The sequence below is a fragment of the Escherichia sp. WS1368 genome, from assembly GCF_046487485.1.
Classification (GTDB): domain Bacteria; phylum Pseudomonadota; class Gammaproteobacteria; order Enterobacterales; family Enterobacteriaceae; genus Escherichia; species Escherichia coli.
Map to the genome: position 1 here is coordinate 739,006 of NZ_JBJQJI010000001.1, position 22,308 is coordinate 761,313.

Here is a 22,308-nt window from a genome sequence, read left to right on the forward strand (position 1 = left end):
GAGGTATTTTCTCTTTATATTTATAACAATCCCCCTTATCTCTGGAGGTCATATGAGTAATGATAGCGAAAAGATAATATCAACATATTCGCTCAATTTTTTATCACCAGATGATGTGAGGAAAGAAGAACTTAAGGCATCACAAGGTGATAGTGATGCTGCATTTAAATTGTACAAATATTACCTTTTTTGCGAGCCAAAATCATACAGAAAACAGCACGAATGGTTAATAATATCGGCAAATAATGGAAATGCTATAGCTCAATATAACTTATCAAGAGAACTTGAGTCAGAAGGAAAAGTAGATGAATCAATACAATGGCTGAAAAAATCAGCGGAACATGGTAATAATTATGCACAATATCAGATGTCAAAATATTTATTAAAAATAGGTGATATTAGAGGATCGGAATATTATCTAAACTTATCTGCGGATAACGGATGTGTATTTGCAATAAAAGATATTATCAAAAATATGATGGATAGTGGAAGGTACGATGACGCCCTCATTTGGGTTGAAAAATTGAAAAAATTGTATCCTGACACAAATACCGAACTTTACATACAAAAAATAACGCAGAAAAAAAAGCAATCCAAATAATAATTATATATAATTACTCGCACAGAGTTACAGTATTGCAAGAAATATATCTAGCATATAAAGTCGCCGCCAGTAAAGATAAAGTACTGTGTAATCCTTCCTCCCATATAGGGGTAAAAACTTAGCATCCAGTGCCCTCGACTTAATTTTTAGTATTTTCTCTGTGAAGTGACACTTCGTAGGATTCAGTTCATGTTTACCAGAAAAAAGGTGGTCATTCTGGTGGTCTTGACAATCTCGATTTTTTGTTTTAGCTTTCCAATCAGCCAATTAATGGCTACGGCGATCCCAGTCAGAGGAGCCAAATTTTAGTTTTGAGACATCTCTATGAGTCTCAAGACAGTTAAAAAATAAAAATTATTTTTACCCGGTTACCTTGTAAAAAAGTGACCGGGTTTTTTGATTTCTGTGTTTCGTGCGCTTAATCGAGTCTCACGCTTCAGTGAGCAAATTGCCCCCCAACAGACATCACGATTCGCAAGGTCAAAAACTTCGTTCCGTGAAGTACCGTACAAAGGTATAGAGAAAAATACCTTATGCTGGATGTCGCTGTCGCGTTTTTATCGGGAAACTATGCGTAATTGCCACTTTGCCTTCTGTAATCAGAAAAAGAAGAACTGGAATTTTAATAAATATTATTTCTCTGGGAATGGGGATTTTTTATAATCAATATGACGAGTTGAACATTATATTTTTATAATGATTATATGAGATTAAAGAAATCTGCCATAAAGACAGATTTCTTTAAAATATAATTAGAGATTTGCGACGTTATGATAAACTTTTTGTACATCGTCGTCATCTTCAAGGGCATCAACAAGCCCTTCAAAGATTTCTAAATCTTCTGGGGAAAGCTCAACTTCAGATTGAGCAATCATTTCTAATTCTGTTGTTGAGAACTCAGTGATTCCAGCTGCTTTTAGAGCCGCGATTCCTTTATGAAGGTCAGTAGGTTCAGTATAAATAACAATATTACCTTCTTCTTCAGTTACATCACGAACATCAACTTCAGCTTCAAGTAAAATTTCAAAAATATGGTCAGGGTCTGTTCCTTTAAATACAATCACACCCGTATTGTCAAACATATAGCTGACAGAACCTGCCGCTCCGATATTGCCGCCTTTTTTATTGAAAATTGTGCGAACGTTAGCAATCGTACGGTTAACATTGGAAGTCAAGGTCTCAGCGATAATCATTGAGCCATTAGGACCAAAGCCTTCATAACGGCCCTGCACGAACGTTTCATCTCCGCCGCCTTTGGCTTTATCAATTGCTTTATCAATAACATGCTTTGGAACTTGTGCCTGCTTTGCTCGTTCAATAACGAATTTTAAAGATGTGTTTAATTCTGGATCGGGTTCACCTTGTTTGGCAGCGGCATAGATTTCTACACCGAATTTTGCATAAATTTTAGACGTCGCACCGTCTTTAGCCGTTTTTTTAGCAACAATATTGGCCCATTTACGTCCCACTGGAATGATCTCCTCGAAAATTTATTTACATTACTGGTAAATCGTTAACATGTGTTAATTCGGCATATTATATCATAACAGGAAAAATCTCGTCTATTAGAAATAAAAATATTCTAAAGTCATAATCTTATATTTAATTTCATAAAAAATTATATTGTTGGCGGGATTTTTTATAATTGTGTTTTGAAAGCATACTTGCTTTTAATATGTGGGAATTATTAAGACGATAATAAAACTCGCATCTGTCCAAGAAAGCAAACAGCCCGCGTTTATTGCAGGCTATTTGCCAGATGTCTTACTTACTCCTTCACATCTATTTCTGATAAGAAGGTTCAGAACTTATTATCGGAACGGCGGCTCATTAAAGGTTCGTAATTTACGTGAATGCAGTCGGTCGCCTTCTGCGCGCAGCAAATCGATCGCCCGAATGCCAATTTGCAGGTGTTCGGAAATAGCGCCTTCATAAAAACGGTTAGCCTGACCGGGAAGTTTAATCTCACCATGTAATGGTTTATCTGAAACACACAGTAGTGTCCCGTATGGCACGCGGAAACGATATCCTTGCGCGGCAATGGTTGCACTTTCCATATCAATTGCTACGGCCCGGCTTAAGTTAAAACGAAGTGCAGAAGCTGAGTAACGTAATTCCCAGTTCCTGTCATCTGTGGTTACCACAGTACCAGTACGTAGCCGCTGTTTGACTTCCTCACCGGGCCTGCCGCTGACTAACTTGGTGGCGTCATAAAGCGCACGTTGCACTTCAGCAATACTCGGAATAGGAATATCGGGCGGCAGTACCGCATCAAGAACGTGGTCATCGCGTAAATAAGCGTGTGCAAGTACATAATCTCCAATGGCCTGGCTTTCACGTAAGCCACCACAGTGACCAATCATCAACCAGACATCCGGGCGCAGCACCGCCAGATGATCGCAGATGGTTTTAGCATTTGACGGTCCCACGCCAATATTCACCAGAGTAATACCCTGACCATCGGCGGTAATTAAATGCCATGCGGGCATCTGGTGTTTTTTCCATGCAAGGTCGGAAATGGCTTCTTCTGGCGCTTCGGTTTCGGCGGTGATCCAGTTCCCGCCAGCACAAGAAAGGGCAATGTAGGGACTATCAGGATCGAGGATCTGGCTGCATCCCCAACGAACGAATTCATCCACATAACGTGTGTAGTTGGTAAACAAGACGAACGGCTGAAAATGTTCAACTGGCGTACCGGTATAATGGCGCAACCGCGCAAGGGAAAAATCGACGCGGCGCGCATCAAAATGCGATAGCGGGGAGAATTCCGTTGGATGATAAATGCCGTCTGCAGTTTCATCGCCAATTTGCGCCAGTTCTGTTGTCGGGAAATAGCGAGTTAACCCAGCGCTCATTGAGCGATCAAGTGTCAATTCAGAGCCATCGATGACATAAGGATAAGGGATTTCATGCTGCGAGGGTTGCACCGAGATATGCGCACCATAATCCTGATACAGCAACGTAAGTTGTTCATTGAGATACGAACGAAAGAGAGTAGGGCGAGTAATCGTGGTGGTGTAGCTGCCTGCGTGGGTAAAACGACCAAATGCGCGCGTTTTGGGGGGATTGGTTGTGCTACCGTCCCAGGTTACGGTCAGTGATGGATAGACAAAAAGACCTTGTTTGCGGGCGTTTTCATCAGGTAATTCGCCACTTGTAATATATTTGCCAATGGCGTTGCGTAAAGCGACTACAGATTGCTCATACAGCGCGTCGAGTTTATCCAGTGCCTGAGCTGGGGTCAGACCGGAGCCCTTATTATTCATGTGTGTCTCCTGTTCCATACAATTACCGCACATCCGATAGTATGTCACAGGAATGTGAAACAAAAGTGTAAGGCGAAGATCGGATGATCTTCGCCAGGCTATTAAGCGCGTTGATTGTCTTTCATCAACAAAGCGGTCATTGCGGAAATCAGGCATCCAGCCAGCAAATAAATAGCGACGCTATGCCAGTTCCCGGCAAAGTAAGTGATGAGTGCAGCGGCAATAAAAGGTGTAAATCCACCGCCAACCACACTGGCAACCTGATAACCGACTCCAGCGCCACTATAGCGATAACTGGCACCAAACATTTCGGTAAACATCGGTTGTTGTACACACACCACCATATCATGCGCAATGTTTGCCAGCATGATGGAGAAGAAAACTATCCAGAAAATAGATTGTGCTTCAAGCGCCATAAAGAAAGGAAATGCGCTCAACGTTCCGAATAACGCACCTGTGATATAAACCCTGCGGCGACCAAAACGATCGGCAAGCCAGGCAAAACAGGGAATTGTCAGGCAGCTTAATCCACCGACCAGCAAACCAATATTAAGGAAAAGTTCGCGCGGTAACCCCATATTCTGGGTTGAATAATTAAGTGCAAAGGCAGTAACAATGTACATCGTCAGCAACTCGCACAGTCGTAGTGCAATAATCTTCAGGAAAGCACCGGGATGTCGTAACAGAGCTTCGATAACCGGGATGCGTTTTTTCGCGGCCGCTTGATTATGTTGCTGTTGTTCAAATTCCGCGGACTCCTCCATGCCATTGCGCACCCACAATGCTCCCAGTACCAGTACGATGCTAAACAGGAAAGGAATGCGCCAGCCCCAGCTCAAAAACTGTTCGTCAGTCGTCATCATACTGATCAATGAAACCAGTCCGGTTGAAAGCAGTAAACCTACTCCGTAGCCAACTTGTACACCGCTACTGTAAAAGGCTTTTTTATTTTTCGGCGCACTTTCAACGGAAAGCAACGCTGCGCCTCCCCATTCGCCGCCGACGGCAAATCCCTGAATGGCACGCAGTGTCACCAGCAAAATAGGTGCCCACCACCCAATGGTCGAGAATGAAGGAAGAATACCAATCAAGGCTGTCGCGATGCCCATCATCCAGACGGTCAGCATTAACATGCGCTTACGTCCCAGTCGGTCGCCAAAGTGACCGAAAATGACACCGCCTAGCGGTCGGAAAAGGAAGCCGACACCAAAGGTGGCAAATGCGGCGAGCGTTCCCATCGCCGGGCTTACTTGCGGGAAAAACTCGCGATTAAACACCAGTGCGGCGGTAATGCCATAGAGTAAAAAATCATACCAGTCGACGACGGCACCAGCGAAACTGCCTAACGCAGCTCGTCGGGCGCGACTTAACGAAAGCGTCCCTTCATCGGGACGAGTGGAGATGAGCGTGGAGTCCATAATGATCCTGTTTGTACTGTCTTTTTATAATTAGTATGGAAAAGGTAACTCACATTGCCGTCGATCTATAAACGAACCTTATGAGACTACCTCGACAGAGCGCATCTGCAAATGATTTTATGGCTGATTAGCGGCAACATGAAAAATTCGATGGAAGATGAAAGCACGGGCGTTGCTGGTGTTGTTTAAGGATTAAGCAGAGCACCCACAGGTTCGAGATATGAAACATAAAAGTCCGCATATGTACAAAATAGCACCCTGATGAGTCTGATAGACTGCATTGCATTATAACCAGTAGGGAGGCGAGGTTAGGTATGTTTTTAGCATCATTGTTGAGACGTATTGCATTTAGTTACTACGATTATAAAGCTAATAATTTCAATATTGGAAAAACAGACTTTGTTGTCATCCATATTCCCGATCAAATTGGCGATGCTATGGCCATCTTTCCAGTTATTCGGGCGATTGAAATGCATAAAATAAAGCATCTTTTAATTGTTACTTCGACTATTAATTTAGAAGTCTTTAATGCGCTCAAACTTGAACAGACTAAATTAACATTAGTTACAATGACTATGCAGGATCACGCAACATTAAAAGAAATAAAAAATTTAGCGAAGAACATAACACTGCAATACGGTACGCCGGATCTTTGTATAGAGGCGATGCGTAAAAAGAACCTGAAAACGATGATATTTATCAGTCAGTTGAAAGCAAAAACGAATTTTCAGGTTGTTGGTTTAACCATGAAGTGCTATTCCCCTTTGTGTAAGGACGCGTCCCGGATGGATCAGAGTCTCCGGGCTCCCGTACCCATGACATGGGCATTTATGATGCGTGAGGCGGGTTTTCCAGCAGTCAGGCCAATATATGAATTGCCACTAAGTGAGGATGTACTCGATGAGGTGCGCGAGGAAATGCGATCGTTAGGAGCTTACATTGCGCTCAATTTAGAAGGTAGTGCACAGGAACGTACATTTTCATTATCGATAGCAGAAAATCTAATAGCAAAAATTCAAAGTGAAACAGATATGCCAATAGTGATCGTTCATGGACCAAAAGGGGAAGATAAAGCCAGGGTATTAGTGGATTGTTATAATAATGTCTTCCGTTTATCCTTATCACCCTCGATTAAACGTTCGGCAGCAATCATAAAAGATGCTTATATCGCAATAACTCCTGACACCTCAATATTACATATGGCAAGTGCCTATAATACCCCCGTTGTTGCAATTTATGCTGATTACAAAACGCGATGGCCCGCAATGGCCGATGTTTCGGAGTCAGTCGTCGTTGGGCAAAAAATTGACAATATAAGTCTGGATGAATTCGCAAAGGCATTAAAAAGTGTTTTGGCGAGAATATGAGGCAGTATTTATGCATATTAATGCCGATCTGTTATGAACGGTGGTGTCATCAATACTCTGTGGCTGGTCAATCATTACAGAAAGCCAGTCTTTGGAGCAAAGCTGTACTCACCGGATACAACCATAGTCACACCGAACGCGAATCTGGCGGTATCGCATTTTTATTTATTCATTTTCTGTGAGAGAAGGGCAAGTTCTGTAGAGGGAATGTAAAAAAGAGTGCCCCGAATGGAGCACTCTTTAAGGAATTATAGCGGAAAATCAGAGGTTTTTATAACATGTCGCATGAGCAAACCCAAGCTTTTCATATACACTTTGCTCACCTGTTGCCAGAGAAATTACGTATTGTTCGCTTGAGTTTGCGGGACTAGATGACCAATACATATTTGATTGAAAACCAGCTTCAGTCGTGTAATGCCCCATATCTCCCCATTCACTGTACAGTGACCCGATGCCTCGGGAACGACTATGGTTTAAATGGTCTCCAAGGGGAAGTGTGTAGCCATTGCTACTGCAAAAATTTTCAGCAAGGCTGTATATCATGAAAGCATCGCCGGCGTTCACCCACCAACTCTTCACTCGGATTTCGTATATATAGCTAGGGCCGCCTGTTTTTGGCGTCGCCGTAATCCTCTCCCATTTGCTGCCGACATTTTTAAATGTCACTTTACCGGTAGCATCAACATCGACCCAGGAGCCAGAGCTTGAAAACTCATAATCAGCCGCCGTTTTTCCTGGAGCAAAGTTGTCATTATTCAACTGATAATACGCCCCGGTGAATCCCTGCGAAGGGAATGTAGTTGTTGGTAGGTTAGCACCATTGACCAACACTGTACCGCTCATTATTTTGTCTTCTGCGCGAGTGAATTGTATTGTGGTACTCAGACCCGCTTGATGAACACCATTCAATACAGGGATCAGCGTTGCGATACCCTCTCCGCCGCCTGTAACAGTGGCTTTGTAATCACCGTTGATATTTTGACTGTAATCAATTGCGCTAATTTTCACATAGGGCACGTTAGTACCTGATTGCACAAATTCCATCCCTTCAGAAACTTTGATCGGATTGCCTGATATATCGTACAAAACAAGATGTAGCTCAGCACTATCGGTATAGTCCCCTTTCAGTGATGACCGATTGTTCTTAAGGACGGACTGCGAGGCGTCAGCCGGGCCTGCCACCAGCGTTATATCTACTGTTTGCATTCCACCAGCGGTCGTGACTGCGCTTACCGTGACGCTACCTGTCATCGCTCCTTTCACGCTTGTTGTCGCGATTCCGTTTTGATCGGTCACCGCTGTTAATGTCGTTAATGTGGCAGAGCCGCTTTTTAAGGCGAAGTACACAGTGAGACCTTCGATCAGGTTACCACTGCCATCCTCAACCGTTGCCTTTAAGGTACTTAAATCACTGTTGGTGGCGGCGATAGTCGATGGATCAGCGATAAAGCTAGCAACATGTGCGGTGCTTGAGTTGCCAGTGACTTTCACGGTTGTCTGTGTCTGTATTGTTACGCCGTTATGGAACGATGCAGTCACCGTATATGTACCGACTTTATTGCTGGTCAGAACGACTGGTGCCTGACCTGAAGAGTTGGTTCTCACTTTTCCGCCACTTAACGTTGCACCTTCTGGCGTTACGCTAAAGTTGATGACCTGACCTTCCACTGGAGTGCCATTTGCAGAAGTTAGCGTTGCCGTCAGAGTTGCACCTGTTGGGGAATTGACACCGATAAGCGGGCTGGACGCCGTGAGTGTCAGTTTTTCATCAATAGCCTCCAGTTGTTTCTCAATTGAGGCTCCATTCGCCAGGGATGCTTTCACCATATACGAACCGTTTCTTTCGGGCGTCATGGTGACCTCGGCTATACCCTGCGTATTAGTAGACACCGTATTCTGGCTGATGATCATTTGCGAGGATGGCTCTGCACTGAATGTCACGGGTTGATGCGCAACCGGGTTGCCAAACTGGTCGTTAACGTGAGCTTTAACTGCTACGTCTTGTGCGACCATTACCTGACCTTCAGGTATCTCCAGACTGGTAAACGTCGCAGAATTAACATCTGCACTGGCATTCAGTAATCGCGAGATGACTTCAGTAGGTTTATCTGCCAGAGAGGCTGAAACTGTTTTCAGTCCGACCTCGGTGCTTGTCACAAGAATTTCAGCGAATCCCTGACTATCCGTTTCAACGCTGGTGCTGCTTAGCGTGACGGAGGTTCCGCGGAAATTAACTTTTATGCCTTCTACCGGGTTGCCGTTAGCGTCAGTGACGCTTGCCGTCATGGTTGCGCCCTCGGTCGTGCTGACGACGAATGAGTATACAGAGGTTAAGGAGGTCAGTTTTGCGGTACCAGCATCGGCAATCAACGTCACCTGTTTCGTATCACTGACACCATAATTGTTCACGCTAACTGTCACGGGGTAGGTGCCGGATTTTGTACCGCTCAGTGTAACTTCAGCCTTGCCGTTGATGTCTGTAATGGCGGAACCGCCTTGTCCGAGAGTGAAGCTTGCGCTCACATCTGCCGGTAGCGTGAATGTCACCGCCTCATTGGCTAACGGGTTGCCGTTTCCATCAGTCACTGTTGCCTGAAGTGTGGTCATCCCAACGTTATTGGCGATAAAGTTGTCCTCGGTAACGTTAAGATTAACCTGCGCAGTGAGCGTATCCGCAGTAAAGTTCACCACCAGTTGTCCGCTCTTACCGCCAGCCATCGATGCTGTAACAGTATGAGCGCCTGCTTTTGTACCTTTCAGCGTGACTTTCGCTTTGCCTTCAGTATCCGTAATCGCTTTACCGCCATCGCTCAGCGTGAAGTTCGCCCTCACATCTTCCGGCAGAGTAAATGTTACCTCAGTGTTGGCTATCGCATTGCCCTCTGTATCAGCGACTGTTGCTGTGAGTGTCGTGAGATCGTTATTGTCGGCAATCACCGGATCCTTAGAGGCTGCCAGCGAGATTTCAGCATTCGCGACGTTCGGCACATAGGTCACTGTTTGTTGCATCGAATCACCATTTTCGAGGGTTGCCGTCACTTGATAAACCCCGGCTTTTGTAGCGGTAAAGCTTGCGTAAAAATTGCCGTAGTAGTTGGTAGTATATATACCGTTATTACTGGGGGTCACGCCTTCACTTGGTGAAACGCTGAGGGTCACCTGATGCTGGGGGACACCGTTGCCGTAATTATCCTTCACCTCAATATACAGACTGGTTGTCTCGCCTGCGGAGACTGTATCAAAAAGTGCATGTAGCAAAGTGAGGTGTGCCGTAGACGCATCAGCATTGACATTAATTGATGTGCTAAGCGTGGAGCTACCATTTTCCAGACTGGCCTCAACGGTATCTGGTCTCGCTCCTGATTCTATCGAGGAGCGGGTATTGGTATAAGTGACGGTAGCCTTACCCTGTTCGTTCGTTACGGCTTGGCCGCCATTCGTCATTTCGGCAGAGTTTGTTCTGCTGGTGAAGTTCACAGTCACACCTTTCACCGGAAAGCCATTATTATCAACGACTGTGGCGGTAATGACGCTGCCGGTGCTGTTCTGCGGGGTACCGGCGAATATGCTGTCTGGGACAGGCGTCAACTCGATAATTTTTGCCGCCGCTGTGTCGCCAATAAAATGCACAGTTTTGTTGTCGCTGGCACCAGTATTAGCCAGTGATGCAGTAACAGTCTGCTCACCAAAGGCAACGCCTGCGAGAGTGGCCTGCGCGATGCCAGACTCATTGGTATTACTTTCCCCTGGGGTCAGGGTGAGGCCTGAAGAAGCTGTGCTGAATGTTACCGGAAGATTGTTCACCTCATTGTCGAACTGATCTTTGACCGTTGCAGTTAGCGTTGCGCTATCGACGCCATTACCTGTTATCTCATTTTTTGATATCTGCAGGACAACCTGAGCCGAGGTTTTGTCCGCCACAAACGTTACCGGCTGCGAATCACTGGTATTGTTATTACTCAGCGTTACGGTAACCGTATGCGTGCCCGCTTTTTTGCCTTTGAGGGTGACATGCGCTTCGCCATTGGCCTGAGTGATGGCAATACCGTTATTTTCGAGGGTAAAGTTTGCCGCAACGTCCTGTGGCATGGTGAAGTTCACCGTTATTCCCGCCACCGGATGATTCGACGGATCTTTCACCGTTGCCGTCAGCTGCACGCTGTCGCTGTTATTCGTCACCACCTGTTGAGCAGGGATATTCAGCGTGACCTGCGCGTTGCTGGCATCGGGCGCAATATTGACTGTCTTCGTATCGTTGTTGCCGTTAGGCAGTGTGGCTTCGGCTGTATGAACACCCAAAACCGTGCCCTTAAGGGTAACTTCAGCAACACCACTGTCGTTTGTATTGCTCGTGCTCTGACTAAGTTGTGTATCAGCCGGGTTAGTACTAAAGGTGACCGGTAGATCTATTACTACGTTATCAAAAGGATCTTTCACTGTTGCTGTCAGCGTTGTCTCATCCACGCCATTCCCAATGATTTCCGCTTTCGAGGTTTGCAGAACGACAACTGCGCTGTCCTTATCCGCCACGAATGTGACTGGCTGCGCATCGCTGGCATTATTGTTACCCAGCGTTGCGGTAACCGTATGCGTGCCCGCTTTTTTACCTTTGAGCGTGACATGCGCTTCCCCATTGGCCTGAGTGATGGCAATACCGTTATTTTCGAGGGTAAAGTTTGCCGCAACGTCCTGTGGCATGGTGAAGTTCACCGTTATTCCCGCCACCGGATGATTCGACGGATCTTTTACCGTTGCCGTCAGCTGCACGCTGTCACTATTATTCGTCACCACCTGTTGAGCAGGGATATTCAGCGTGACCTGCGCGTTGCTGGCATCGGGCGCAATATTGACTGTCTTCGTATCGTTGTTGCCGTTAGGCAGTGTGGCTTCGGCTGTATGAACACCCAAAACCGTGCCCTTAAGGGTAACTTCAGCAATACCGTTCTCATTAGTATTACGCGCGTTCAGACTCAGTTGCGTGTCTGCGGGAGAGGTGCGGAAGACTACTGACAAATTTTTAACCACGTTATCAAAAGGATCTTTCACTGTTGCTGTCAGAGTCGTCTCATCCACGCCATTCCCAATGATTTCCGCTTTCGATGTTTGTAGAACGACAACCGCTCTGTCTTTATCCGCCACAAACGTCATTGGCTGTGTATCGCTGACATTGCTGTTAGCCAGACGAGCCGTGATCATATGCGTGCCCGCTAACGTGCCGGTCAGGGAGGCGATTGCAACCCCGTTACTATCCGTCATGCCTTTTCCGCCGTTACTAATCGAGAACCGACTTGCGACGTCGTTTGGCACAGTGAAGGTGATTTCTTTATCTTTTAGTGGGTTGCCATTTTTATCCTGCAAGGTTGCAGTCATATGTTGCGGAGCTGTGTTGGTGACGGTGATCTCGCCTGAGGGCACACTGAGGGTCAGGGCAGCAGTACTTTGATCACCGATAAAATTCACCTGTTGACTAGCCTGGGAACCAGAGCTGACAGAGGCCGTAACCGTATAATCACCATTTTTCAAACTGGTCAGCGTGGCTGTGGCGATCCCGTCGTGGCTATTCACTTCGGTTTGGCTCAGTTTCGCCTCTGCTGAATTAACATTGAAGGTTACCTTGACGTCATTGAGCAGGTTGCCTTTTGCATCCCGAACTGTCGCGGTCATTGTGGCGCTGTCATTGCCGTCAGCGACCACTTCATTTTTCGACTTCTGCAGATCAACCTGCGCGGTACTCGAGTCGCCGACAAAACTGACGATTAACGTTTGTTTCACGCCATTTTCAAGGGTGACTTCAACCGTGTTGTCTTCCTGCTTACTACTTTTCAGATCAAAATTCGCCAGACCATTAACATCCGTTTTTGCGGTGTTTTGATTGTTAAAGGAAGTTGCCGATCCGCTTAATACCGCAAACGTGACGGTATGATCATTGATTGGGTTGCTTCCCTCATCAGCGACATTGACCGAGACGGTGTTTGCTGCATTCTCATTGGCGAGCACACCATTATTGCTGGCAGATAATGTCGCAATTTTCGCTGACTGCGGGTTGGCGTCGATGATAAATCCAGCGGTATGCAAATCTTCATTCCAGTTTTGCATTAACAGCTTCGCAGTAAGCCCACTGCCTTTGGTATAGGCGGTATAGGTCGCCTTATAGACGCCATCTGCGGTTTCTTTCCAGTCAGTAGTGACTCCTGGTTTCACGTTGTCGATGCTGACTGCGGTATTCAGTTGCTGTTTTTGTTCCTTAACAGGTTTGTCATTTTCATCTCTCAGTTCTACCGTCACCTCGATAGGATTGCCGGAGAGATAACGGTCCTTATCAATCTTAATTGACGAGTGAGTCCGGGATGACGAAACAGAAATGATATTCACCACGGCGGGGGCTTTAGCCGCATCCACACCGTTCAGCTGTGGCATAAGCGTCAGCGTGCCAGACATCGCTCCTGTGGTCAGGATCTGGGTATAGCTTCCGTCACCATTATCTTTCCAGTCAGAAAGGGTGATGTCCTGAACACCTTCGTGACGCGTCGAGAGCACCAGCCCGATAACAGGATTACCTGCTGCATCATGAGCAATAAAAGTCAGTGTGGCGGTTGAATGGGAATCCGCGCTCAACGTCTGGGTACTTAACGATACCGAGGAATCTTTCTGGCTTAGCGTAGGTGCCTGAACGACTACCATGCTCTGTTCACGATTCGAAAAATTGCCTTTGACATCTTCAGCGGTGACTTCAATTGGCCAGGTGTTATCGGTTTCTGGCGTACTGGTGAACCGGTACGGCGGCAGGGTAACCAGAATATCTTTACCCGTTGTGACCACTTTACCACCGACAGCTTCCAGAGCGGTGGCTTCGACGTTATAGCCTTTCAGGGCATATTTGGTTTGTAGCGACGAAACCAATGATTTCACTTCTCCTGACTTCCCTGTCACGGGGTCTGTCAGGGTCAGGCGAACCAGTTCTTTTTTGCGATATTCCAGAACGATGTTGTTGTTGCGATCCACCAGATCATAACGGCTGCCTGCAAGGCTACGCCGTGCAGCGACTTCGTTCGGGTCAAGCTGTTTCTGCATTGCGCTGCCAGGTTGCCAGGTAAAATCGACGGCAAAACGGGTGTCATTTTCACCCTGTTTACCCTGGCGTTGCTCCGCGCTGAAGGTCATCAGCGGGAAGGGGGTATAGTTAAGTCCAGCGGTTATGGCATGAGGATTACTTTGCCGATCATCTTTATCGAACAGGGCCACTTCATCGCCATAATACTGTTCATAGACCAGTTTACCGCCAAGGTGCGGCCAGGCGGGTAGCCAGCCTTCTGCGCGTACATCCCAGCCATTGGCCGGGCGTGCTTCATAATCGTTGTCCAGTTCAGGTGCGCAGCGCCAGTTGGTCAGTCGCAAATAGCCGTTACTACTTAATTTTAGATAGTCGCGCCAGTACTCCGCGCCAATGCCGGCGCGGGAGTGGTAACGGCTAAGGTCGTGGTCGAAAAAGAAGTTGATGCCCGACATCCATGTGGGCGTGAAATGACGCCAACCCAAGCCGTTGTTAATCTGCGTACGTTCGTCAGTACGGTGGAGGGTATGCTGGCTGAAAAAGAGATTATCAGGCGTTTCATACCACGGATGGAGAAAATCGAACTGGGAATTCTTCAGGCTAAAATCTTCATCCACGCCCAGCGTGATTCTTGCGGTACCGAAGCGGCTTAACCAGTCTGTCATTGCGCCTGAAGCCTGAGAAGAGGCCCATCCACGCGCCATATTTGCCGCTTGCTCGCTGTTCATATCTTCGGCGAGCAGAGACCCGATTTGCTGTGAAGTACTGGCTATCTGTTGCTCGAGGTTGTCACTGCTATTACCCGGCGGCGGGGTTAATTTTTTTTCACTAACTTGTGCCGGGACATCCAGTTCATCCCCCTGGCGGACATTATCAAAACCTCGAGCAAACGTACGAAACTGGTTGAGTTTGCGTAACTCAGCCAACGAAATACCGAAACGTTCGGCAACGCTTTGGGCCGATTCCAGCGCTCCAAGCGTATAGGGCACCGTATTGGCATTTGCAATGGCGATTTGTGCAGGAACTGGTTGTTGGGTTGCAGCGTTTATCACACCTTGTGCTGCCGCAGCCATAGGGAACGCAAGTTGAGTTACCAGGCAGATACCCGCAGTTAAGCGGCGTAGTTTAATTCCCATCCCGCATAAGATTTGTCGGTCATTTATTTCTTCTCCACTTCTCTTCTTCGTAGCCATGCTTACCTTCCCTGAACGAGCTAACATAAATGCGCCCTTTCTAGCACAGCGAAAAAATATAAATCCTGATAGCAATATGATTGAAAATTAATAACTTTTCGTTAGGTAGTTTTGGGTGTGAGTTGCAAGAGGGGAGACTACTGAATTACTCAAGTTTTATAATCGAGGGGAAAATGGTGATGGCGTCCATAGCAAAACGCCCTCAACCATTAAGGTCGAGGGCGCTTAAGATGTCAAAAACCCGCTATCCGTTAAAAAGCAATGCTCAACTAAGATCAGTGACATTGCGCTAAAAAGCGAATTTTTAGAATTTGGCTCCTCTGACTGGACTCGAACCAGTGACATACGGATTAACAGTCCGCCGTTCTACCGACTGAACTACAGAGGAATCGTGTGAACGGGGCGCATATTACTTAGCGGTACCTTGTCTGTCAACACTAAATTTCATAAGTCATTTCAATTGGTTAATTAATCTGCAAAGTTGTTAATTAATGAACATTCGTCGCCGAAAACGAGTCTGTATCATTAGCGTGATGCAGTCTCTGCAAAGGATCTTGTTGATAAAATTGGCAGAAACGTTGCCACAATGAAGGGAAACGAGGAGCAAAAAGTTCTGGGGCGCTAAAGAAATATTCAGAAAGTACGGCAAAACACTCAGCAGGATCACTGGCAGCATAAGCATCGATGCTCGCCGCATTCTCGCCAACTAATTCGATTTCTTCCTGAATATTGTTCATTGCAGCATGAAGATCGTGTTCCCAGCCAGCAACCTCACGCAACGGAATAAAGGGAACTCCGCTTGCGCGATCGCCATTACGGGTGTCCAGCTTATGAGCGACTTCATGAATAATCAGGTTAAAACCAGAAGCATCAAAAGAATCTTGTATATCCAACCAGTTCAAAACGATAGGCCCTTGCTGCCAGCTCTGACCTGACTGAACAATACGTTGGTTATGCACCAGACCGATATCGTCTTCCCATTCGTCATCGACCACAAATGGCGCAGGATAAATTAAGACTTCATGAAAACCATCCAGCCATTCCAGTCCTAACTCCAGAACGGGCAGGCAAAATAGAAGTGCTATCCGGCAGCTTCTTAATGAATCCAGTTCAAAGCCCTGTAAAGGAACAAGCCGCTTTTGCTGTAAAAAACGTTCGGCAAGAGTGACTAATTTGCTTTGTTCCTGTTCCGTCAGACACGTTAAAAGGGGGATCGATAGTGCTTCCTGCCAGGGAAGGGCAGTTTGATGTGCTGATTCTTGTACTTTCCAGGGCCACTTAATCATCGTTTTGCTCGCAAACTCGTCACTTGAACAAAATTGCACGGACAGGGACTGTTAAAATGCCAAATTTCCTGGCATCATGGCAACCATCTGAACGGAGAGATGCCGGAGCGGCTGAACGGACCGGTCTCGAAAACCGGAGTAGGGGCAACTCTACCGGGGGTTCAAATCCCCCTCTCTCCGCCACCTTATCAATGACTTATCTCCCGACTTCCCGCCTTGCTTTTCCTAAACAGAACAATCGTAGAATATTCTTGAAGGGTTAGATCGTCACTGTTTTCTGTTCGATACTGTGACATTCAGCACTTGATTCGCTATGGATCTGACAGGAAGGTTTCGAGCGAAAATCTGCAGTTATTCAGTCGTTTTCTTATCGGTCACCATTATTCTTTTAGACATTGATCCTACGAAGCTGCCGCAAAGTTGGTGGTGGGAACTGAAGTTGCGTAGAGAAGGAGTCAATAATTGAGCCAAAAAAGGAACGCGGCCGTCAGATTAAAGCCGCGGGACAAAGTCCATAATTTCCAAGAGTTGTTGAATTTCCCAACTTTTTTGAAAGCCTTTGTATCATACTAACAAGTAAAAAAGGTTTAAATACCAAAATTAACCTATATTTCTGGTTAGCTTTACCATGACAGATGACTTGCTCCTGGAGACATTGGCGCAGCCAGTCTGTATTGGTGAGTTGTGTATTTATTGTTCGCCGTTTTCTCAGTTTTTTCTACAGACATAATAAAAAAGACACGTCTCAAGCATGAGCGTGTCTGAGTTTGTCTTATTTATTTGTCTTGGTAAATTATTGTCGTTACTACTAGGCACTGTTCTGTTAAATAATTGAATCAGCGAAAAAAAATCAATGAGACATCATTTCCTCGACCACTTCTTCGCTACTCAACTGATAGGGATAATACGTTGGCCAGTTTTCCATTTCATTTAATAAAGATTGCTGTGAATCATTACCCATAAAAATGTGAAAATGAGATGATTTTCGTGGTGCAATTATATGATCGCTAAATTGAATATATTTAGGGGCTTTGCTTTCAGGATCTTTACATTCGAATAAATAACGAACGCCTTTCTTACCTGATTTATAGGTGAGTATTTTGTATCCATCGTAATCATATTTACAGGATGTTGTTTCATTATTTCTATGGAATTCAACAATGCCGTCCTCAATGCCAATCATCTCGATATCTGTCACATAACCTTTGCGATAATAATCTTTAATTTCAGCAAATGTTTTGGTTTTATCTGCATCCGCTTTCTTCTGAAAGACGGGGTCAAGTTTGCCACTTTGCAGTAAAGGATAAACGGATTGCCATACTCCATCCCAGTCACTTAGCGTTCGGTTTTGTACATTGGCATCATCAAAAACACCATTAGCAGCTTTTTGTTCGACCTCTGTTAAGGGTTTGCCGTGTGAGTGATGACCATGCGAAAAGGCAGGAGCGCTAACAATAAAGACACCTAAAGCAACAGCCAGTTTATGAAGACGAATCGCCAAAACAGTTTCCTCCAGAGTTAATGTATATAATGTGTAATGTTATATTGTAACATATAACAAAATGCAACAACTCTTAGGAAACGAGTGCAAAGTTACCTCAGGTATATTTTCCTATCTTATTGAAATGACATAAATTATGTCGATGATTTGAGGTTGATGACAAACGAAACATAACCTGATGTGATCTGCGTAGGCCGGATAGGGCGCTCGCGCCGCATCCGGCAGGGATAACGCGTACTTTGTCGGTAATATGAAGTTATAGAGATAATTTGTTGTGAACCTGCTTGCGTAACCGGTTGAAAAGGGAAAGCAACTTCTTATACCGTAAGGCTAAAAGCAGTACCGCCAGCCCAGCGTAGATGAGTGGCTGCGGTGAAATAATCTTCACTGACCACAGATAATGTATTGGGGCCAGGATCGCGACAAGATAGACGAAATTATGCAACTGTTGCCAGTGCTTGCCGAGTTTTCGCTGCATCGCCTGGGTTGAAGTAAACGCTAAAGCAAGCAAAATAACCCAGCTGATAATTCCTAACGTTAAATAAGGCCGGGTAATTAACTCCTTACCTAATAACGCCAGATTATTCACGCCCAGCTCCAGTAATGCGTAACTGGTTAAATGCAGTGTCGCCCAGGCAAAGCACCATAAGCCTAACAGGCGGCGAGTGCGTATCAATAACGGCTGTTTTGCGTAGCGTGCCAGAGGTGTGATTAACAAGGTCGCCAGCAAAAATTTCAGTGCAGTGCGACCAGTAAAATGCTGAATATCTTTCACTGGATCGGCACCCAGTCCACCGTGATTGATCGCCCAGACCAGCCAGAGAAACGGCAACAATCCGGCAAGATGCAGGCAAACTTTCATCCATGTCACCTGTTTTGCTGTCAGACGCATTTAGAAATTCTCCCGCAAATCCAGGCCACGATACAGCGATGCCACCTGCTCGGCGTAACCATTAAACAGTAGCGTTGGCTGGCGCTGTACATCGAGGATGCCGCCTGAACCAATAAATCGTTCGGTAGCCTGTGACCAGCGCGGGTGATCAACATGCGGATTAACGTTGGCGTAAAAACCGTATTCGTCAGGCGCTGCCAGATTCCAGGTGGTTGGCGGACGCTCGCGGGTCAGCTTAATACTGACTATCGATTTAATCCCTTTAAAGCCATATTTCCACGGCACAATCAGTCGCACCGGCGCGCCATTTTGTGGCGGTAACGCCTTGCCATAAACACCCACGGTCATCAGTGTGAGCGGATGCATTGCTTCGTCGAGACGCAATCCTTCGACATAAGGATATTTCAGCCCGCCGCCGATAAAGCGGTCCTGCTGGCCTGGCATCTGTTCCGGTGCATAAATTGTTTCGAAAGCGACATACTTCGCATTGCTGGTGGGTTCGGCAAGCGCCAGTAATTTGTGCAGCGGAAAACCAATCCACGGCACCACCATCGACCATGCTTCCACGCAGCGCATACGATAAATACGCTCTTCCAGCGGGAAGCGACGGGTTAAATCATCGTGATCGAGGGTCAATGGTTTTGCCACTTCGCCGCTGATTTTCAATGTCCATGGATCGGTTTTCAGGCTACCAGCATTAGCGGCGGGATCGGCTTTATCCAGCCCGAATTCATAGAAGTTGTTATAGCCGGAAACTTTATCTGCTGGCGTCAGTGGCAGGTCATTTTGCCAGGCGGCAGGCTTGCTGAACTCCAACGGTTTTCCGGCGGGGGCAGGTGGGCGATCGTTCCCTTTAAACCAGCTAAGCAGATCGGCATGCGCAGCGTGAGGCAAAGAAAGTGCAGCCGCGCTGATGCCCAGTGCTTTTAACACCTGCCGACGCTTCATAAAGAATACTGACTCGGCCGTAACATCTGATTCTTTTAAAAATTGATTCTTTTTCATAAGCCATCACACTTTTTTGTCGTTAGCCAGCAAGAGCCGTTTACTGTTAATCTGTCAGGGAGTGTCCTCCCTAACAGTAGCAGAGATCTGCTTTTACATATTTATGCATTAACTGCCACGATAGGTTGAATACCCATATTGGCTAAGTAATAAAGGCACATGATAATGCTCGTTCACTTTATTAATATGAAATTCAACGGGGATCTCAGGGAAGAAACTTTCAAGATTTTGTTTCTTGAAATAGTCCCCGGTTTTAAATACGACACGGTAATCGCCCGTAGTTGCAGTTTGCTCGGGCCACAGTGCCTTAATTCGTCCATCCTTATCTGTTTTGGCGGTATTAAGTTGTAACCAGCCGTTGTCCGCTTTCTTTTCAAGAGTGACTGTCACGTCGGCAGCGGGTTTTCCTGTTTGCTGGTTCAAAATGTGCACGCTAAGAATGTTTTGTTGTGCAGCATAGACCAAAGAAGGTAATGAAAATGCAGCCGTTACTACGGAGAGAACTAAATAACGCTTTAACATGTTTATATCCTTGTCATGTGAATGAGTTTTGAGGATAGCGAAAAAGCGTCCAGGGTAACCTTACAGCAGCATTACAATTTTGTAATGAACCAGGCTGTTTCTATAACATATGATTTATGGCATATTATTTTCATGAAGATTTTACTTATTGAAGATAATCAAAGGACCCAGGAGTGGGTAACGCAGGGGCTTTCCGAAGCGGGTTATGTCATTGATGCCGTTTCTGATGGCAGAGATGGGCTTTATCTTGCGCTGAAGGATGATTATGCATTGATCATTCTGGATATTATGCTTCCGGGTATGGATGGCTGGCAGATCTTACAAACGTTAAGAACAGCAAAGCAAACCCCTGTTATTTGCCTTACTGCAAGGGATTCTGTCGATGACAGAGTCAGAGGGCTGGACAGTGGAGCAAATGATTATCTGGTAAAACCTTTTTCATTTTCTGAGTTGCTGGCAAGGGTTCGGGCACAATTAAGGCAACATCATGCTTTGAATTCAACATTAGAAATCAGTGGCTTAAGAATGGACTCTGTTAGTCAAAGTGTGAGCAGGGACAATATCAGTATTACACTGACGCGCAAGGAGTTTCAGTTACTTTGGCTACTGGCCTCCAGAGCTGGCGAAATTATACCCAGAACGGTTATTGCGAGTGAAATTTGGGGAATCAACTTTGATAGTGATACCAATACGGTGGACGTCGCCATTCGCAGGCTCCGCGCAAAAGTTGATGATCCTTTTCCTGAAAAGCTAATCGCTACAATCCGGGGGATGGGCTATTCATTCGTAGCGGTAAAAAAATAATGAAAAGATTATCTATAACCGTCCGTTTAACCTTGCTTTTTATATTGGTGCTGTCTGTTGCTGGCGCTGGAATTGTCTGGACTCTCTATAATGGCCTGGCAAGTGAGTTGAAATGGCGCGATGATACAACACTCATTAACCGGACAGCGCAGATCAAGCAGTTGTTAATTGATGGGGTAAATCCAGATACGTTACCTGTGTACTTTAACCGGATGATGGATGTTAGTCAGGATATCTTGATCATTCATGGTGATAGCATCAACAAAATTGTTAACCGGACGAATGTCAGTGATGACATGTTAAATAACATACCTGCTACTGAGACAATCAGCGCAGCTGGCATTTACAGAAGCATTATTAATGATACAGAGATAGATGCTTTACGAATTAATATTGATGAAGTTTCGCCATCATTAACGGTTACTGTGGCTAAATTGGCTTCAGCCAGACATAACATGCTTGAACAGTATAAAATTAATAGCATTATAATTTGCATTGTCGCCATTATACTTTGCTCAGTATTAAGTCCGCTGTTAATCAGAACGGGGTTACGAGAGATCAAAAAGTTGAGTGGTGTAACGGAAGCGCTGAATTATAACGATAACCGGGAGCCTGTTGAGGTTAGCGCATTACCGAGAGAACTAAAACCTCTTGGGCAGGCGTTGAATAAAATGCACCAAGCCTTAGTCAAAGATTTTGAACGCCTAAGTCAATTTGCTGACGATCTCGCTCATGAACTTAGAACGCCAATTAATGCATTACTGGGTCAGAATCAGGTTACGCTCAGTCAAACCAGAAGTATCGCTGAATATCAAAAAACAATTGCCGGAAACATTGAAGAGCTGGAAAATATTTCGCGGTTAACAGAGAACATACTGTTTCTTGCCAGGGCAGATAAAAATAATGTTTTGGTGAAACTGGACTCGCTTTCTCTCAATAAGGAAGTCGAAAATTTGTTGGACTATCTTGAATACCTTTCAGACGAGAAAGAGATTTGCTTTAAGGTCGAGTGCAATCAGCAAATCTTTGCGGATAAAATTTTACTACAACGAATGTTATCGAATCTTATTGTTAACGCTATTCGATATTCGCCAGAAAAATCGCGCATTCTTATAACCAGTTTTCTTGATACCAACGGCTCTCTTAATATTGATATCGCCAGCCCTGGTACGAAAATTAATGAGCCTGAAAAACTCTTCCGTAGATTTTGGCGCGGAGATAATTCGCGTCATTCCGTAGGTCAGGGACTTGGTCTTTCTTTAGTCAAAGCGATTGCCGAATTGCATGGGGGAAGTGCTACGTATCACTATCTCAATAAGCTTAATGTGTTCCGGATTACGTTACCGCAAAGAAATTAACATAGGGCTTCAGTACGCCATAAATTAACCGTGAAAAACGC

Annotated in this window: 13 protein-coding genes and 2 tRNA genes; 5 read left to right on the forward strand and 10 right to left on the reverse strand. The window is 45.5% G+C overall.

Annotated elements, in window-relative coordinates; translation table 11 throughout:
* Window positions 1-52 precede the first annotated feature (52 nt).
* Window positions 53-601 (forward strand): tetratricopeptide repeat protein, encoded by a 549-nt coding sequence (locus ACJHYD_RS03550; RefSeq protein WP_001578539.1) that lies wholly within the window; start codon window positions 53-55, stop codon window positions 599-601.
* A 755-nt stretch (window positions 602-1,356) separates the two neighbouring features.
* Here the strand turns inward: ACJHYD_RS03550 and ACJHYD_RS03555 are convergent.
* The 3 genes from ACJHYD_RS03555 to shiA all read right to left on the reverse strand — a co-directional run bounded on the left by ACJHYD_RS03555 (window position 1,357) and on the right by shiA (window position 5,288).
* Window positions 1,357-2,073: a YebC/PmpR family DNA-binding transcriptional regulator gene (locus ACJHYD_RS03555; protein WP_000532923.1), complete on the reverse strand. Its 717-nt coding sequence runs from the start codon at window positions 2,071-2,073 to the stop codon at window positions 1,357-1,359.
* A gap of 342 nt (window positions 2,074-2,415) precedes the next feature.
* Window positions 2,416-3,870: an AMP nucleosidase gene (gene amn, locus ACJHYD_RS03560; RefSeq protein WP_001060231.1), complete on the reverse strand. Its 1,455-nt coding sequence runs from the start codon at window positions 3,868-3,870 to the stop codon at window positions 2,416-2,418.
* A gap of 101 nt (window positions 3,871-3,971) precedes the next feature.
* Window positions 3,972-5,288: a shikimate transporter gene (gene shiA / locus ACJHYD_RS03565; protein ID WP_000378560.1), complete on the reverse strand. Its 1,317-nt coding sequence runs from the start codon at window positions 5,286-5,288 to the stop codon at window positions 3,972-3,974.
* 314 nt (window positions 5,289-5,602) lie between these two features.
* Between shiA and ACJHYD_RS03570 the strand changes: the two genes are divergently transcribed.
* Window positions 5,603-6,655, forward strand: a complete 1,053-nt coding sequence (locus ACJHYD_RS03570; protein ID WP_000477867.1) for a glycosyltransferase family 9 protein — start codon at window positions 5,603-5,605, stop codon at window positions 6,653-6,655.
* A 261-nt stretch (window positions 6,656-6,916) separates the two neighbouring features.
* On the opposite strand, the gene ACJHYD_RS03575 is transcribed toward ACJHYD_RS03570, so the two are convergent.
* From ACJHYD_RS03575 to mtfA, 3 genes are all read right to left on the reverse strand, one after another.
* Complete coding sequence (locus ACJHYD_RS03575) at window positions 6,917-14,899, reverse strand: Ig-like domain-containing protein (RefSeq protein WP_137473673.1); 7,983 nt, start codon at window positions 14,897-14,899, stop codon at window positions 6,917-6,919.
* A gap of 312 nt (window positions 14,900-15,211) precedes the next feature.
* A tRNA-Asn gene (locus ACJHYD_RS03580) sits at window positions 15,212-15,287 on the reverse strand.
* A 100-nt stretch (window positions 15,288-15,387) separates the two neighbouring features.
* Window positions 15,388-16,185: a DgsA anti-repressor MtfA gene (gene mtfA, locus ACJHYD_RS03585; protein ID WP_001302302.1), complete on the reverse strand. Its 798-nt coding sequence runs from the start codon at window positions 16,183-16,185 to the stop codon at window positions 15,388-15,390.
* A 93-nt stretch (window positions 16,186-16,278) separates the two neighbouring features.
* Between mtfA and ACJHYD_RS03590 the strand changes: the two genes are divergently transcribed.
* A tRNA-Ser gene (locus ACJHYD_RS03590) sits at window positions 16,279-16,368 on the forward strand.
* A 667-nt stretch (window positions 16,369-17,035) separates the two neighbouring features.
* Here the strand turns inward: ACJHYD_RS03590 and zinT are convergent.
* The 4 genes from zinT to hiuH form a co-directional block, all read right to left on the reverse strand.
* The gene (zinT, locus tag ACJHYD_RS03595; protein WP_001007767.1) at window positions 17,036-17,686 is read right to left on the reverse strand and encodes a metal-binding protein ZinT; all 651 of its coding nucleotides are present in this window, start codon (window positions 17,684-17,686) and stop codon (window positions 17,036-17,038) included.
* 256 nt (window positions 17,687-17,942) lie between these two features.
* Window positions 17,943-18,578: a protein-methionine-sulfoxide reductase heme-binding subunit MsrQ gene (msrQ, locus tag ACJHYD_RS03600; protein ID WP_001241115.1), complete on the reverse strand. Its 636-nt coding sequence runs from the start codon at window positions 18,576-18,578 to the stop codon at window positions 17,943-17,945.
* The gene (gene msrP / locus ACJHYD_RS03605) at window positions 18,579-19,583 is read right to left on the reverse strand and encodes a protein-methionine-sulfoxide reductase catalytic subunit MsrP (RefSeq protein WP_021559287.1); all 1,005 of its coding nucleotides are present in this window, start codon (window positions 19,581-19,583) and stop codon (window positions 18,579-18,581) included.
* A gap of 108 nt (window positions 19,584-19,691) precedes the next feature.
* Complete coding sequence (gene hiuH / locus ACJHYD_RS03610; protein ID WP_000920132.1) at window positions 19,692-20,105, reverse strand: hydroxyisourate hydrolase; 414 nt, start codon at window positions 20,103-20,105, stop codon at window positions 19,692-19,694.
* 132 nt (window positions 20,106-20,237) lie between these two features.
* On the opposite strand from hiuH, the gene hprR reads away from it, so the two are divergent.
* On the forward strand, window positions 20,238-20,909 hold the full coding sequence (gene hprR / locus ACJHYD_RS03615) for a response regulator transcription factor HprR (RefSeq protein ID WP_001339045.1): 672 nt from the start codon (window positions 20,238-20,240) through the stop codon (window positions 20,907-20,909).
* The gene (gene hprS / locus ACJHYD_RS03620; protein ID WP_000826807.1) at window positions 20,909-22,267 is read left to right on the forward strand and encodes a two-component system sensor histidine kinase HprS; all 1,359 of its coding nucleotides are present in this window, start codon (window positions 20,909-20,911) and stop codon (window positions 22,265-22,267) included. Before hprR ends, hprS begins: the two co-directional genes overlap by 1 nt.
* Window positions 22,268-22,308 lie beyond the last annotated feature (41 nt).

Excerpts from the sequence above, each read along its gene's own strand:
- ACJHYD_RS03550 (WP_001578539.1), top strand. The coding sequence starts at position 53 with ATGAGTAATGATAGCGAAAAGATAATATCAACATATTCGCTCAATTTT.
- amn (WP_001060231.1), bottom strand. The coding sequence starts at position 3,870 with ATGAATAATAAGGGCTCCGGTCTGACCCCAGCTCAGGCACTGGATAAA.
- shiA (WP_000378560.1), bottom strand. The coding sequence starts at position 5,288 with ATGGACTCCACGCTCATCTCCACTCGTCCCGATGAAGGGACGCTTTCG.
- ACJHYD_RS03570 (WP_000477867.1), top strand. The coding sequence starts at position 5,603 with ATGTTTTTAGCATCATTGTTGAGACGTATTGCATTTAGTTACTACGAT.
- ACJHYD_RS03575 (WP_137473673.1), bottom strand. The coding sequence starts at position 14,899 with ATGGCTACGAAGAAGAGAAGTGGAGAAGAAATAAATGACCGACAAATC.
- mtfA (WP_001302302.1), bottom strand. The coding sequence starts at position 16,185 with ATGATTAAGTGGCCCTGGAAAGTACAAGAATCAGCACATCAAACTGCC.
- msrQ (WP_001241115.1), bottom strand. The coding sequence starts at position 18,578 with ATGCGTCTGACAGCAAAACAGGTGACATGGATGAAAGTTTGCCTGCAT.
- msrP (WP_021559287.1), bottom strand. The coding sequence starts at position 19,583 with ATGAAAAAGAATCAATTTTTAAAAGAATCAGATGTTACGGCCGAGTCA.
- hiuH (WP_000920132.1), bottom strand. The coding sequence starts at position 20,105 with ATGTTAAAGCGTTATTTAGTTCTCTCCGTAGTAACGGCTGCATTTTCA.
- hprR (WP_001339045.1), top strand. The coding sequence starts at position 20,238 with ATGAAGATTTTACTTATTGAAGATAATCAAAGGACCCAGGAGTGGGTA.
- hprS (WP_000826807.1), top strand. The coding sequence starts at position 20,909 with ATGAAAAGATTATCTATAACCGTCCGTTTAACCTTGCTTTTTATATTG.